Annotated in this window: 9 protein-coding genes and 2 pseudogenes; 7 read left to right on the top strand and 4 right to left on the bottom strand. The window is 64.8% G+C overall.

Annotation, left to right across the window (positions count from 1 at the left end; translation table 11 throughout):
• Positions 1-511: 511 nt before the first annotated feature.
• Positions 512-1,156 (bottom strand): annotated as a pseudogene (locus tag CTP10_RS39170) (LysR family transcriptional regulator); the annotation flags it as partial.
• A gap of 94 nt (positions 1,157-1,250) precedes the next feature.
• On the opposite strand from CTP10_RS39170, the gene CTP10_RS39165 reads away from it, so the two are divergent.
• The 4 genes from CTP10_RS39165 to CTP10_RS39150 all read left to right on the top strand — a co-directional run bounded on the left by CTP10_RS39165 (position 1,251) and on the right by CTP10_RS39150 (position 7,472).
• A complete protein-coding gene (locus CTP10_RS39165) occupies positions 1,251-2,411 on the top strand; it encodes an acyl-CoA dehydrogenase family protein (protein WP_058697494.1) in 1,161 nt (386 codons plus the stop codon).
• A gap of 8 nt (positions 2,412-2,419) precedes the next feature.
• Entirely contained in the window at positions 2,420-4,468 is a 2,049-nt protein-coding gene (locus CTP10_RS39160; protein ID WP_058697667.1) for a 3-hydroxyacyl-CoA dehydrogenase NAD-binding domain-containing protein, read from the top strand.
• 13 nt (positions 4,469-4,481) lie between these two features.
• On the top strand, positions 4,482-5,690 hold the full coding sequence (gene pcaF / locus CTP10_RS39155) for a 3-oxoadipyl-CoA thiolase (RefSeq protein ID WP_058697495.1): 1,209 nt from the start codon (positions 4,482-4,484) through the stop codon (positions 5,688-5,690).
• 99 nt (positions 5,691-5,789) lie between these two features.
• Positions 5,790-7,472 (top strand): electron transfer flavoprotein-ubiquinone oxidoreductase, encoded by a 1,683-nt coding sequence (locus tag CTP10_RS39150; RefSeq protein ID WP_058697496.1) that lies wholly within the window; start codon positions 5,790-5,792, stop codon positions 7,470-7,472.
• A gap of 88 nt (positions 7,473-7,560) precedes the next feature.
• On the opposite strand, the pseudogene CTP10_RS39145 reads toward CTP10_RS39150, so the two are convergent.
• Positions 7,561-8,375: pseudogene (locus CTP10_RS39145) on the bottom strand (electron transfer flavoprotein subunit alpha/FixB family protein); the annotation flags it as partial.
• 386 nt (positions 8,376-8,761) lie between these two features.
• On the opposite strand from CTP10_RS39145, the gene CTP10_RS39140 reads away from it, so the two are divergent.
• Positions 8,762-9,265, top strand: a complete 504-nt coding sequence (locus CTP10_RS39140) for a MarR family winged helix-turn-helix transcriptional regulator (RefSeq protein ID WP_058697497.1) — start codon at positions 8,762-8,764, stop codon at positions 9,263-9,265.
• A 65-nt stretch (positions 9,266-9,330) separates the two neighbouring features.
• Here the strand turns inward: CTP10_RS39140 and CTP10_RS39135 are convergent, their stop codons facing one another.
• A complete protein-coding gene (locus CTP10_RS39135) occupies positions 9,331-9,834 on the bottom strand; it encodes an Lrp/AsnC family transcriptional regulator (RefSeq protein ID WP_058697498.1) in 504 nt (167 codons plus the stop codon).
• 66 nt (positions 9,835-9,900) lie between these two features.
• A complete protein-coding gene (locus tag CTP10_RS39130) occupies positions 9,901-10,200 on the bottom strand; it encodes a DUF1330 domain-containing protein (protein WP_058697499.1) in 300 nt (99 codons plus the stop codon).
• A 212-nt stretch (positions 10,201-10,412) separates the two neighbouring features.
• Here CTP10_RS39130 and CTP10_RS39125 point away from each other — a divergent pair, with 212 nt between their 5' ends.
• Both CTP10_RS39125 and CTP10_RS39120 read left to right on the top strand, forming a co-directional pair.
• Positions 10,413-11,204 carry an SDR family oxidoreductase gene (locus tag CTP10_RS39125; protein ID WP_081050222.1) on the top strand — a complete coding sequence of 264 codons (792 nt, stop codon included), beginning with the start codon at positions 10,413-10,415 and terminating at the stop codon, positions 11,202-11,204.
• Between the two features lie 25 nt (positions 11,205-11,229).
• A complete protein-coding gene (locus tag CTP10_RS39120) occupies positions 11,230-14,799 on the top strand; it encodes an indolepyruvate ferredoxin oxidoreductase family protein (protein ID WP_058697501.1) in 3,570 nt (1,189 codons plus the stop codon).
• The last annotated feature ends 3 nt before the right edge of the window (positions 14,800-14,802 follow it).

The raw sequence follows: 14,802 nt of genomic DNA, 5'->3' as shown, positions 1-14,802 counted from the left end.
ACTCCCTCTTGCACCAACTAGAGACAGCGAGTCGATGTCCTGCGCATCGTTGCCCTGTGGAGTCGGCATGTAGGCAGTGCGGACATCAAGCGCCGTATTGCCTGAATGTGCAGCTTCTCGAGGCACCACACCGTTGCGCGCATTGTCATGCATTCTATGGCAACGGGGCCTGGCGACCCGACCGACCACGGCCCATGAGGCCGGACCAACGCAAAGCGTTCGCGCGCTCGTACTTTGAGCAAGGCCTGGGATGCAGGAGCCATGGGTAGAGGGACCTTTACCTCTTTCGGCTCTCCGATGTCGGCTCGCCAGATGGAGCCGGCGTAGCATTCCGGGTCCGTGCAGGCATTTGCACGCCTTCGATTGACACTTCGCGACCCTCAGCCGGTGACAATATTAGTTCGCTGGGCGTAAGTCCTTGATTCTTTTGATGGTACGCCCGGTTGCCGCGCCGTTGCCGCGCGAATTGACGACATTCCTTCGGAAACGGTGACACTCTTCCTTTGTTCTACGGATGCAGGGTCAGTTCGCGCCGTTCCTCGCCCAAGTATGCCGAGACCCTCAGATTGCGTCCAGCCACGGCCGACGTGATCAGAGGGACACCGCCAAGTTCCTCCAGCCGCGACGGCATGGCGTGCCCGCAGGCGTACTCGACCGACGCACAGGTGACGCAGCGCACCTGCGCTAGCTCGATTGCCACCATCTGTTGCGGGGGGTCGGACATCACCCGAATCGCCACGTCCACTTCCTCGCGCAAGAGGTCGTCGACACGGTTGTCGAACAGCAGATCGAGAGCGATGTCGGGATATAGGCGCTTGAACTCGATCAGCCAGCCGGACATCACTATGTGCCCAAAGCCGGTTGGCAGGCTGAGCCGGACCGAGCCGTACAGGCCTTTGCCGAACATGGCCACCGACTCCTTGGCCGCCAACACTTCATTGCGAATGACACACCCATGGTGGTAGAGGCGTTGGCCGACCTCCGTGAGCTCGACCCGCCGTGTCGTGCGCCGCATCAGCTGCATGCCGACCGATTTTTCAAGCTGGGTCAGGTGATAGCTGATATTGGCCCGGCTCATCTTCATGTTCCGCGCGGCCAGGCTGAGATTCCCCGCTTCCACGATGTCGACGAAGAGTGTGAGTGCGCTGCCGTTGATCTGTCAAAAAATATTGAACAGAGTGTTCACTCTCTTTCTAATTGTCAAATTCATTCGATCATTAAACAATCCCTCCCATTCAAAGGAGATTCCCATGGCGCTTGATCAGGAAACTTTCCAACTGCTCAAGGACAGCGTCCAACGCTTCGTCCGGGAGCGGCTGGTGCCCGCCGAAAACCATTTGGAGGAGCACGACGAAGTGCCGGCCGACATCGTGGCCGACATGAAGGAGCTCGGCCTGTTCGGTATCTCGATTCCCGAGGAGTACGGCGGTATCGGGCTGTCGATGGCCCAGGAGTGCGAGGTGGCCTACGAACTCGGCCAGACGGCGCTCGCGTTCCGCTCGGTGGCGGGCACGAACATCGGCATCGGCTCGCAGGGCATCCTGATGGATGGCACGTCCGAACAGAAGGCCGAATACCTGCCGCGCATCGCCAGTGGCGAGTTGATCATCTCGTTCGCGTTGACCGAACCCGACGCCGGATCGGACGCGGCGTCGCTGAAGACGAAGGCCGTGGCCGACGGCAGCGATTACCTCATCAGCGGCACCAAGCGCTTCATCACCAATGCGCCGCGCGCCGGCGCCTTCACGCTGATGGCGCGCACCGGCGGCGCGGGGGCGGGCGGCATCTCGGCCTTCATCGTCCCGGCCGGTCTGCCGGGCCTGACGCTCGGCAAGCCCGACAAGAAGATGGGGCAGAAAGGCACGCGGACCTGCGATGTCAACCTCGACAGCGTGCGCGTTCCCGCCGCCAACATCATCGGTGGCGAGGCGGGCAAGGGTTTCAAGACGGCGATGAAGGTGCTCGACCGCGGCCGCCTGCATATCTCGGCCCTGGCGTGCGGCATGGCGCAGCGCATTCTGCAAGAGAGCGTGGCCTATGCGCAGCAGCGCAAGCAGTTCGGCCAGCGCATTGGCGACTTCCAACTGGTGCAGGCCATGCTGGCCGACAGCCAGGCCGAGCTGCTGGCAGGCTGGGCGCTGGTGCAGGGGACTGCGCGCCGCTATGACGCCAAGCCATCCGGCGTCAGCGATCCGGAGGTGAGTATGCAAGCCTCCTGCACCAAGCTGTTCACGACCGAGATGGTGGGTCGCGTGGCCGATCGCGGCGTGCAGATCCACGGCGGCTCGGGCTACATCAACGAGTTCCCAGTCGAGCGCTTCTACCGCGACGTGCGCCTGCTGCGCCTGTATGAGGGCACCACGCAGATCCAGCAGCTCGTCGTCGGCAAGCATCTGATGAAGGCCGCGTGAGGTTGACCATGCTTGACATCCGCAACGGCATCGCCGTCATCACGCTGGTCCACCCGCCCGTCAACAGCCTGGGCCACGCGCTGCGCGAACGCATCGTGCAGCAACTCGATGCCGCGTTGGCTGATTCCGCAGTGCGCGGCATCGTGCTGACCGGCAATGAGAAGACATTCTCCGCCGGTGCGGACGCCACCGAGTTCGGCACGCCGCGCCAGCTGCAGGACCCCATTTTGCGCACGGTCATCACCCGCATCGAGGCGAGCAGCAAGCCCGTCGTGGCGGCCATCACCGGTGTCGCCCTGGGCGGTGGCCTTGAACTCGCTCTGGGCTGCCATGGGCGCGTCGCGCAGGAAAAGGCCCGGATCGGTCTGCCGGAGATCACCCTGGGCCTGATTCCCGGCTCGGGTGCAACCCAGCGGCTGCCCCGGCTGGTGGGCATTGCTGCCGCCCATGCGCTGATGTCCGGCGGGCAGCCCCAGAGCGCCCGCCAACTCGCCAAGTCGGGCCTGTTCGACGACGTCGTGGCTGGGGACACGGTTGGCGCAGCCGCCGCTCTCGCGACGATGCTCGCTGAAAAGGGGCTTCCTTACCCACGGGCGCTGGATGGCGAGGTCGACGCCACCGAAGTCCAGGCAACGGTGGCCGCGCAACGCGCAAAGCTCACGGCCCGCCAAAAGCTGCAGCCAGCATACGGCGCGCTGCTCGACGCGCTGGCCGCATCCGCGCTGCCGTTCGACGAAGGCATGCAGAAGGAGCGCGAGCTGTTTCTGGCCCTCGTGCCCACGACGGTGGCCCAAGCGCTGCGCTACCAGTTCAAGGTTGAACGGGAAGCTACGAAGCTGCCGCCGGCGCTCCAGGCACCCGCGCGCGAGGTGCGCTCCATCGCTGTGATCGGGGCCGGAACGATGGGCTCAGGCATTGCCATCTCGGCGCTCGATGCCGGCTTGTCCGTACTGCTGCTGGAGCAGGATGAGGCCGCGCTCGAAAGCGGGAGGCAGCACATTGGCGATCACTACCGTGAGCGCGTGGCGGCGGGCAAGCTCTCCGCCGAGGCCGCGTCGTCCAATGAGGCACGCCTGCAGACCAGCCTCGAATGGGAACGCCTGCAGCAGGCCGATCTGGTGATCGAGGCTGTCTTCGAAGACATGGCCGTCAAGCAGGAGGTATTCCGCAAGTTCGATACCCATGCGCGGGCGGGCGCGGTGCTGGCGACGAACACGTCCTACCTCGATATCGATCCGATTGCCGCGGCGACTTCACGCCCGCAGGACGTGCTGGGGCTGCATTTCTTCAGTCCGGCCAACGTGATGAAGTTGCTGGAGGTGGTTCGCGGCGCAAAGACCGCCCCCGATGTGCTGGCCACCGGCATGGCGCTTGGCGCGACCCTCAAGAAGATGCCGGTGCTGACCGGCAACGCATTCGGGTTCATCGGCAACCGCATCTACAATGCCTATCGCCGCCAGTGCGAGTTCATGCTCGAAGACGGCGCGTGGCCTGAGGACGTGGACAATGCGCTCACTGGGCTGGGTTTTGCGATGGGGCCATTCGCGGTCGCCGATCTTTCCGGCCTTGACATCGCTTGGCGCATGCGCAAGGCGCAGGCGGCGACGCGCGATCCGCGCGAGCGCTACGTGGCCATTCTCGACCGGCTATGCGAGGCCGGGCGCCTGGGGCGCAAGACTGGCGCGGGCTACTACGCCTACGTGGACGGCAAGCAGGTGAAAACCACCGATGCGGCTGTGCGCGACGTGATCCTGCAGGCGAGCGCGCAGCGCGGCATCAACCGGCGCACGCTTGCACCCGAAGGGATCCAGCGCCGCGCCTTGCTCGCCATGGTCAACGAGGCCGCCTTGCTGTTTGCCGAAGGCGTGGCAAGCCGCCCCAGCGACATCGACGTGGTGCTGGTGCAGGGCTATGGCTTTCCGCGCTGGGAGGGCGGCCCGGTGTTCTGGGCTCGCCAGCAGGAGCGAGCCCGGCTTGAAGCCGACCTCAAGCACTTGGCAGAAGAGGCCGGTCACGGCTTCTCGTTGGGCGATCTCGATCCGCTGCTTTCAACCTGATTCAAAAATCATCATGAACACTTCCCAAGCCTTCATCTGCGACGCCGTGCGCACCCCCTTCGGCCGCTACGGCGGCGCTCTTGCTGGCGTGCGCACCGACGACCTCGGTGCTGTGCCCATCAAGGCGTTGATGGAACGCAACCCGAATGTGGACTGGACCGCCGTGGCCGACGTGCTCTACGGCTGCGCCAACCAGGCCGGCGAGGACAACCGCAACGTGGCACGCATGTCGTCGCTGCTGGCCGGCCTGCCCATCGACGTGCCCGGCGCCACCATCAACCGCCTGTGCGGCTCGGGCCTGGATGCCGTGGGCTCGGCCGCGCGCGCCATCAAGGCCGGCGAGGCCCGATTGATGATCGCCGGCGGCGTGGAAAGCATGAGCCGCGCGCCCTTCGTCATGCCCAAGGCCGAGAGCGCCTTCAGTCGCAGCAACGCGGTGTACGACACCACCATCGGCTGGCGCTTCGTCAACAAGCTGATGAAGGCGAAGTTTGGCGTGGACTCCATGCCTGAGACCGCCGAGAACGTGGCCGATGACTTCAAGATCGAGCGCGAGGCGCAGGACCGAATGGCCCTGGCCAGCCAGCAGAACGCTGCCGCTGCCATTGCCGCTGGCTACCTGGCCCAGGAGATCGTGCCCGTGTCCATTGCCCAGAAGAAGGGCGACCCCATCGCCGTGAGCCAGGACGAGCACCCCCGCGCCACCACGCTGGAGGCGCTGGCCATACTCAAGGGCGTGGTGCGCCCCGATGGCACGGTCACGGCCGGCAACGCCAGCGGCGTGAACGACGGCGCCTGCGCGCTTCTGCTGGCGAATGAGGAAGCCGCCAAGCAATACGGCCTGGTGCCCCGCGCCCGCGTGGTCGGCATGGCCACGGCCGGCGTGGCGCCGCGCATCATGGGCTTCGGCCCCGCGCCGGCCGTGCGCAAGGTGCTGCAGCTCACCGGCCTGACGCTCGACCAGATGGACGTGATCGAGCTCAACGAAGCCTTTGCCGCCCAGGGCCTGGCCGTGCTGCGCGACCTCGACATCGCCGACGACGACAAGCGCGTCAACCAGTGGGGCGGCGCCATTGCGCTGGGCCATCCGCTGGGCGCCTCGGGCGCACGCCTGGCCACCACCGCCGTGAACCAACTGCACACGCTGGGGGGCCACTATGCGCTGTGCACCATGTGCATTGGCGTGGGCCAGGGCATTGCCGTGATTCTCGAAAAAATCTGACGCCCCAAGCTGACCGATCGCCGCACCGTCCTGTGCTGCGTGTCGCTTTTCCGAGTTCCGAACAGCAGCACAAGAACAATCGCTGGAGACTACCCACCAATGAGCCCTGAAGACATTCTGAGCACCTACGGCCCGCGTGAAGCGATGGAATACGACGTGGTCATCGTCGGCGCGGGCCCGGCAGGCCTATCGGCCGCGATCCGCCTGAAGCAGCTGGCCGCCGACAAGGGCGGCGAAATCAACGTGTGCGTGCTGGAAAAAGGCTCCGAACCGGGCGCGCACATTCTCAGTGGCGCCGTGATGGACCCCAAGGCCATCACCGAGCTTTTTCCGGCCTGGAAGGAACAGGGTGCGCCGCTGAACCAGCCTGTCACCGGCGACGACGTGCTATTCCTCTCCGAGACCGGCCACAAGCGCACGCCTGACGCCCTGGTGCCGCGCAACTTCCACAATGATGGCAACTATGTCGTCAATCTGGGGGCCGTCACGCAATGGCTGGGCCAGCAGGCCGAGGGCCTGGGCGTGGAGATCTTCCCCGGCTTCGCGGCCGCCGAGGTACTCTACAACGAAGACGGCTCCGTCAAGGGGGTGGCCACCGGCAATATGGGCATCGGCAAGGACGGCGAGCCGACCGAGAACTTCCAACTCGGCATGGAGCTGCATGCCAAGTACACGGTTTTCGCCGAGGGCGCGCGAGGCCATCTGGGCAAGCAGATCATTGCCCGCTTCAAGCTCGACGAGGGCAAGGACCCGCAAAGCTACGCCATTGGCATCAAGGAGCTGTGGGAGATCCCAGCCGACAAAGCCAAGCCCGGGTTGGTGGTGCACACCGCCGGCTGGCCGATGGGCAACGACACCTATGGCGGCGGCTTCCTCTACCACCTCGAAGGCAACAAGGTCACGCTGGGCTTCGTGACCGGGCTGGACTACAAGAACCCCTGGCTCTCGCCGTTTGAGGAGATGCAGCGCTGGAAGAGGCACTCGGCGATCAAGGCGCACATCGAGGGCGGCAAGCGCGTGGGCTACGGCGCGCGCGCCATCACTGCCGGCGGGTTGCTGAGCCTGCCCAAGACCGTGTTCCCGGGCGGCGCGCTGGTCGGCTGTGACGCGGGCTTTCTGAACGCAGCGCGCATCAAGGGCAGCCACGCGGCCATCAAGACCGGTATGCTGTGCGCCGAGGCGGCCTTCGAGGCTGTGACGGTGGGCCGCGCCGGTGACGAACTGGCAGCCTACCCGGCGGCCTTCGAGCAGAGTTGGCTGCGCACCGAGTTGCACCAGTCGCGCAACTTCAAGCAGTGGTTCAAGAAGGGCAGCACCATCGGCGCGCTGATGACCGGCATCGAGCAGTGGTTCCTGCCCAAGGTCGGCGTGAGTACCCCGCCCTGGACCATCCACCGCACGCAGGCCGACCACCTGTACCTCAAGCCGGCGGCCGATTGCCCCAAGATTAGCTATCCCAAGCCCGACGGGGTGCTGACCTTCGACCGGCTCTCCAGCGTGTTTATCAGCAACACCAACCACGCCGAGGACCAGCCCGCGCACCTGACGCTCAAGGATGCCGGCGTGCCGGTCAGCGTCAACCTGGCCAAGTTCGGCGGCCCCGAAAGCCGCTACTGTCCGGCCGGCGTGTACGAGTTCGTCAACAAGGACGGAGCCGACCAGTTGGTGATCAACGCGCAGAACTGCGTGCACTGCAAGACCTGCGACATCAAGGATCCGACCCAGAACATCGTCTGGGTCTCACCCGAGGGCGGTGGCGGGCCGAACTACGCGGGGATGTAGCTCCCGCCCGAGTACTGGCCGAGGGAGTCTCGGCTCGGATGCAAGGACTACTGCCGCCTGTCGCGCAGGCCAGGCGGCCCATCGTACGCTACCCCAACTGCTTGACGAGCTCTGGAACGGCCTCGAAGAGATCCGCTTCCAGGCTGTAGTCGGCCACCGAGAAGGTCGGCGCCTCGGGGTCCTTGTTGATCGCCACGATCACCTTGGAGTCCTTCATGCCCGCCAAGTGCTGGATCGTACCCGAGATGCCGGCAGCGATGTAGAGCTGCGGCGCAACGATCTTGCCCGTCTGGCCCACCTGCAGGTCGTTCGGGGCGTAGCCCGCGTCCACGGCCGCGCGGCTCGCGCCGATGGCCGCGCCCAGCTTGTCGGCCAGCGGGGTCATGACTTCCGTGAACTTTTCGGCGCTGCCGAGGGCCCGGCCACCCGAGACGATGATCTTGGCGGCGGTGAGTTCGGGGCGGTCGCTCTTGGTCACTTCGCGGCCCACGAAGCTGCTCTTGCCGCTGTCGGCGGCCGCTGCGACGGTTTCGACGGCGGCGCTGCCGCCCGTGGGGACCGCGGCGTCAAAGCCCGTGGTGCGCACCGTGATGACTTTCACGGCGTCGCTGCTCCGCACGGTGGCGATGGCGTTGCCTGCGTAGATGGGGCGCTCGAAGGTGTCGGCGCTGTCGACCTTGGTGATGTCGCTGATCTGCGCCACGTCTGCTTGGCGGCGACGCGGGGGGCCACGTTCTTGCCGCAGGCGGTGGCGGGGAACAGGACATGGCTGTAGCCGCTGGCGATGGCGAGCACCTGGGCGGCCAGGTTTTCGGCCAGGCCGTCCTTGAGGCTGGCGCCGTCGGCGTGGATCACCTTGGCAACGCCGGCGATCTGGGCTGCCGCCGCGGCGGCATGAGCAGCGCTGAATGGCTGGGCGAGCACCTGGCGGGGCTTAGGGCGTGGCCTTCAAATGCGTCAAAAATTATGTCAATATCCTCGCGTAATGCCGCTAAGATGAGCGAGGGGCTGTCGATGCTCGCAGGGCATAGGCGAGACGCGCCTCGATGAATCGCGGCACGGTGGCCATCCGTCGTCCGCGTGCGGCGATCTGTTACCTGATGGCTGAGGCCTGAACTTTCATGCTCCGAGTGGGGGCCGCCGCTTTTGGGAAGTGTCGGCAGTTCCAGATCGAGCATCTGACTCGGATTCCAGGTGTTCAGGATCTAGAAACTGAGGTTTCCACGCAGACGGATAAAGCTGACGTTGGCCCTACCTGTCAGAGTCTTTGAAACTGTCTGAATACATACATGCCCATATCCGATAACGACAACTACGATCAATCGGTCTCCGCGGTTCACAACCGATTGTTTTTTCGCCTGTTCCAGGCTGGCAATACCTTGGATCGCCAGTCCGTCAAGGAGCTTGGCATCACGACAGTTCAGTGGGCTACGCTGGGGGCTCTGTCGCGCCCGCAGGTGAAGGACGGAATGTCGTTTTCCGATCTCGCGGACTATCTGGTCGTGAGCCGTCAAAGTCTGGATGGGGTTCTCAAGCGTCTCGAGCGTGAGGGGCACGTGGAGCGCGTCGTCGATCCCGCCGACAGGCGTGCCAAAAAAGTGGTGTTGCTGCCCTCGGGGCGAGCGTTCTGGAGCGATATCCAGCCAAGAATCTACGAGTTCTATCGCCAGGCGGTTGCAAGCTTTCGCTTCGACGACAAGATCGCCCTGCTGCACCACATCAACCTGCTCAATGATGGCATGTCGAAGGTTGACCTTGGGGCTGGCGCCAAACCTGGAGAGATGGAAGGCTAGAGCCAGGGCGAGGTTCGAAGGCAAGCCTTCGTGAGTTGCGTTGAACGTCGCGGGCTGGTAGGAAATCATGGCTGCCGGCCCCCCTCGCCTGAAGGGGCTCCGTGCCAATGCAACGGTAGTTCAAGCGTTTGCTTGACCACCGTGCAGGGAATTTCGGTCTGGACGCGCCGAACTCCGTTGGCAGGGGTCAGGTGTTGGGCCAGGAATCGTCGATAGTCTTCGAGATCGCTGGCGACGACCCGCAACAGCGCATCGCAGTCGCCGAACATCAGATAGCACTCCAGCACCTGGGGCAGTTCCGACATCGCAGCGGCGAACTGCTGGGTGGTGTCCCCGTCTTGCGCTCGCAGCGAGATCCGTGCGAAGAAGGTGTGAGGCAAGCCCACTTCGGATGGAGCCAGCACGGCAGTGTAGCGGCGGATCACTCCTGTGTCCTCCAGCATGCGCAGCCGGCGCAGGCAGGGAGAAGGAGACAGCCCCACTTCCAAGGCCAAATCGTTGTTCGAGATCCGCCCATCACGCTGCAAGGCAGCGAGGATGCGCCGATCTATGGTGTCAAGGACCGGCATGGACGCAGGAATCCTTCTTCGCGTGGTACGGGCGTGGACGTGAACCTGAGGATCGTCAAGCCGATGTCACGGCGCTTCGCCAAAGCCCTCCACGATCACCAGCGAACCTTTCGAGGCGCCTTGGCGAATCGGTACCAGCGCCTGGTATTCGGGTGACTCGTACCAGGCGCGGGCTTGCGCCACGGATGGGAACTCCAGCACGACGAGGCGGTCGGCCGGAAGTGTGCCTTCGCGCAGTTCCTTGGCGCCATTGCGGATGAGGTACTTGCCGCCATGGGCCGCGATCGTTGCGGGAGCGCCTGCTGCATAGGGGGCATAGCTTGACGGGTCTTCCACGTCAATGAATGCGAGCACATAGGCTTTCATCCGGGTCTCCGAAGTGTGTTTTGGAGTGCATCACTCTAGGAGGCGCGGGCCCGGTTGTCCTTCAGATGGGGACATACCGGACTTTTCTGAAATCAATATCTGGCGCGATGCAGCGCGGGGTGCCCGAGAACACCGAGGGGCGTCGCAGTCGTCGCGTTCAGTTATAAGGGGCGCTCATATCTGATAGAAGCACCCCCGACTCGCACTGGCCCATGCGCCTTCCTACCATTTGCCGCAATGCAATTGAACTAGGGGCACATGCCATGGAGACAAGAACAGCACTCGTATGCGGTGGGACAGGAGGGCTTGGCGGCGGCGTCGCGCAGGCTTTGCGGGATCAAGGTGTGCGCGTGGTCGCCACCAGCTCGCGAGCGAATCCCGCCGCCGGTGTGGTCGATGGCGTAGCCCATCTCGACTTCACGGACAGACGCTCGATTGCGGGATGTGTTCAGGCACTGGAGCGAGCTGGGATCCGCCCGGACATTCTGGTGCTGAATGGGCCAGGCCCGGCCAAGGGGCGTACTGCCGAGGTACCTGAGAGCGCGTGGTTTGAGGCATTTGAAACGCTCTGGGCCGCACCCTTGACGTTGGTTCGCACGCTGCTGCCATCGATGGAGGAGCGCGGCTGGGGGCGCGTCGTCTGGGTGACGTCGGTCGCATGCATGCACTACGTCCCTGAGATGGCGATCTCCACCTCTTTGCGGGCCGGGTTACACGGCCTCGTCCAAACGCTGAGCGCCGAGTACGCGGGAAGCGGCGTGACGGTGAACGCGATTGCACCGGGTTACCACGAGACCGACCGGATGCGTCAACTCGGCGTGCCGCAATCGATCCTGGGCCAGATACCGGTGGGGCGGTTGGGGACGACAGCGGAGTTTGGTGCCGGCGCGGCCTTTCTCGCATCGGAGTCTGCCGGGTACGTGACAGGCCAGGTTCTCCTGTGCGACGGGGGATGGGGCCATGGGCACGGCGGGCCTCGCCCGGCGACCGGAGCAGGGCATTGACGCCGTTTAGGACAGAGGAAATCACATGAACAGTCCACTTCCCGAGGCGATCCGCAAGTCTCTCGAAAAAGTCACGCTCGACGACAAATACAGCCTGGATCGCGGCCGGGCATTCATGAGCGGCGTACAGGCGCTGGTTCGCCTGCCGATGTTGCAGCGCCAGCGCGACCTTGCCGCTGGCTTGAATACCAGCGGCTTCATCAGCGGCTACCGCGGCAGCCCGCTGGGCGGCTACGACCAGGCACTCTGGGCCGCGAAGAAGCACCTGCAGGCGAACCACGTGGTCTTCCAGCCGGGGCTGAACGAGGAACTGGCCGCCACCGCGCTGTGGGGGTCGCAGCAACTGGATCTGTATCCCCAGACCAAGAAGTACGACGGGGTCTTCGGTCTCTGGTATGGCAAGGGGCCGGGGGTGGATCGCTGCTCGGACGTCTTCAAGCATGCCAACATGGCCGGAACCGCGAAGCACGGCGGCGTGATCGCCATCGCGGGCGACGACCACGCATCCAAGAGCAGCACGGCGGCGCACCAGAGCGACCACATCTTCAAGGCCTGCGGGATGCCGGTCTTCTTTCCCTCGAGCGTGCAGGAGATCCTTGATCTCGGCCTGCACGCCTTTGCCATGAGCCGCTTCTCCGGCGTGTGGATGGGCATGAAGACGATTCAGGAAGTGGTCGAGTCCACGACCTCGGTCAGCGTCGATCCGGATCGGGTGCAGATCGCTCTGCCGGAGGATTTCGCCATGCCCCCCGGCGGCGTTCACATCCGCTGGCCGGATCCGCCGCTGGAGCAGGAAGCCCGGCTGATGGACTACAAATGGTATGCCGCGCTCGCGTACATGCGCGCCAACCGCCTCAATCGCAATGTGATCGAGGGCCCTCAGGATCGCTTCGGCATCATCGCCAGCGGCAAGGCGTACAACGATACCCGGCAGGCCCTGGTCGATCTGGGCCTGGACGACGATACCTGCCGCCGCCTGGGCATTCGCCTGCACAAGGTCAACGTCGTCTGGCCGCTGGAGGCGACCGCCACCCGCGAGTTCGCGATGGGCTTGCAGGAGGTGCTGGTGGTGGAGGAAAAGCGCCAGGTCATCGAGTACCAGATCAAGGAGGCGCTCTACAACTGGCGTCCCGACGTGCGGCCGAATGTGCTCGGCAAGTTCGACGAGCAGGAAGGTGACCACACCGGCGGCGAGTGGTCCATGCCCAACCCCAGCGAGAACTGGCTGCTGCGTGCCAAGGCCGACCTCACGCCGGCCATCATCGCGAAGGCGATCGCCAAGCGCTTGCGCAAGATCGGCATGGCGCCGGAAGGCAGCGACATCGCCGCGCGCATGGATGCGCGACTGGCCGTGATCGATCAGCGCGAGCGAGCCATGGCGGAGATGAAGATCGACACCGGGGATCGCATGCCGTGGTTCTGCAGCGGCTGCCCGCACAACACCAGCACCCGCGTGCCGGAAGGCTCGCGCGCGCTGGCGGGCATCGGCTGCCATTACATGTCGCAGTGGATGGACCGCAGCACCAGCACCTTCAGCCAGATGGGCGGCGAGGGCGTGGCTTGGGTGGGGCAGGCCCCGTTCACGACCGACAAGCACGTGTTCGCCAACGTGGGTGACGGCACCTACTTCCACAGCGGCCTGCTGGCCATTCGCCAATCGATCGCGGCCGGGGTGAACATCACCTACAAGGTGCTCTACAACGATGCGGTGGCCATGACCGGCGGCCAGCAGGTGGGCGAGCGCCCCGAAGGCCACAGCGTGCTGCAGATCCAGAAGAGCCTGGTCGCGGAAGGCGTGAAGAAGCTGGTCATCGTCACCGATGAGCCGCAGAAATACGACGGCGTGACGCTGGAGGCGGGGGTCACCGTGCATCACCGCGATGACCTCGACAAGATCCAGCGCGAGCTGCGCGAGATCGCGGGCTGCACGGCGATCATCTACGACCAGACCTGTGCCACCGAAAAGCGCCGCCGCCGCAAGCGCGGCAAGCTCGCCACGCCGGCCAAGACCGTGGTCATCAACGAGTTGGTCTGCGAGGGTTGCGGCGACTGCTCGGTGCAGTCCAACTGCCTGTCGGTCGAGCCCCTGGAAACCGAGTTCGGCCGCAAGCGCCGCATCAACCAGAACTCCTGCAACAAGGACTACAGCTGCGTCAAGGGCTTCTGCCCGAGCTTCGTCACCATCGAGGGTGGCGAGCTCAAGAAGCCCAAGAAAGAGAAGAAGGGGGACCTCGCCGCGCTGCCCCGCATTCCCGAGCCCGTGCTGCCGGTCGCCGAGGAGGCCTGGGGCATTCTCGTCGCAGGCGTTGGCGGAACCGGCGTGATCACCATCGGGCAAGTGCTGGGCATGGCCGCGCACCTTGAGGGCAAGGGCATTGTCACGCAGGACGCGGCGGGCCTGGCGCAGAAGGGCGGATCGACCTGGAGCCATGTCCAGATTGCCAACCGGCCGGAAGCCATCCACACAACCAAGATCGATACGGCCAACGCGGACCTCCTGATCGCGTGCGACGCCATCGTCGGTGCGAACAAGTACGCAACGGGGCTGATCCGCGAAGGGCGCACGTTCGTTGCGCTGAACACGCATGGCACACCGACCGCTGCCTTCACGCAGAACCCCGACTGGCAGTTCCCCGGCGGCAACTGCGAAGCGGTGCTGGCCGCCGCGGCGGGTGCGCAGATGGTGTCCAGCTTCGACGCGGAGCAGGCTGCGGTGCAGTTGCTGGGCGATTCGATCTACACCAATCCGCTGATGCTGGGCTATGCGTGGCAGATGGGCAAGGTGCCGCTCTCGCACGCTGCCTTGATGCGTGCCATGGAACTCAATGGGGTGCAGATCGAGAACAACAAGGCGGCCTTCGAGTGGGGACGCCGGTGCGCCCATGACCTCAAGGCGGTGCAGGCCTTGTACCAGGCCGCGGCCGTGATCGAGATCGTGCGCAAGCCGTCGCTCGACCAGGTCATCCGCAAGCGCGTCGAGTTCCTGACGGCGTATCAGAACGCAGCCTATGCGGCCGACTACCAGTCCTTCGTTGAGAAGGTTCGCTCGTCTGAAACACGCCTAAAGAGCACTCGCCTGACCGAGGCGGTGGCGCGCTACCTGTTCAAGCTGATGGCCTACAAGGACGAGTACGAAGTGGCGCGGCTGCACACCGATGCGGCATTCACGCAGAAGCTGGCCGACATGTTTGAAGGCGACTTCAAGGTAGTGCACCACCTCGCGCCCCCGACGTTTGCCAAACGCAACGACAAGGGTGAACTGGTCAAGCAACCCTTCGGCCCCTGGATGCGCCGCGCTTTCGGAATCCTCGCCAAGATGAAGAGCCTGCGCGGCACGGCGCTCGATCCCTTTGGCCGGACCGAGGAACGCAGGACGGAGCGCGCCCTGATCCAGGACTATCGCGCCAGCGTCGAGGAGCTGCTTCCCATGCTGTCGCCGGAGAAGCTCTCCCTCGCCGTGGAAATCGCCCGCATTCCCGAAGAGATCCGGGGGTATGGCCACGTGAAGGAGCGCCATCTTGCGGCGGCACGCGAGAAGTGGGCGGCCCTTCGCCACCAGTGGCGCAACGGGACCGTGGCGAAGGAGGTCGCCTGATTC

This window comes from Cupriavidus sp. P-10 (assembly GCF_003402535.2).
Taxonomy (GTDB): domain Bacteria; phylum Pseudomonadota; class Gammaproteobacteria; order Burkholderiales; family Burkholderiaceae; genus Cupriavidus.
This window is presented reverse-complemented; position numbering and strand designations above follow the sequence as displayed.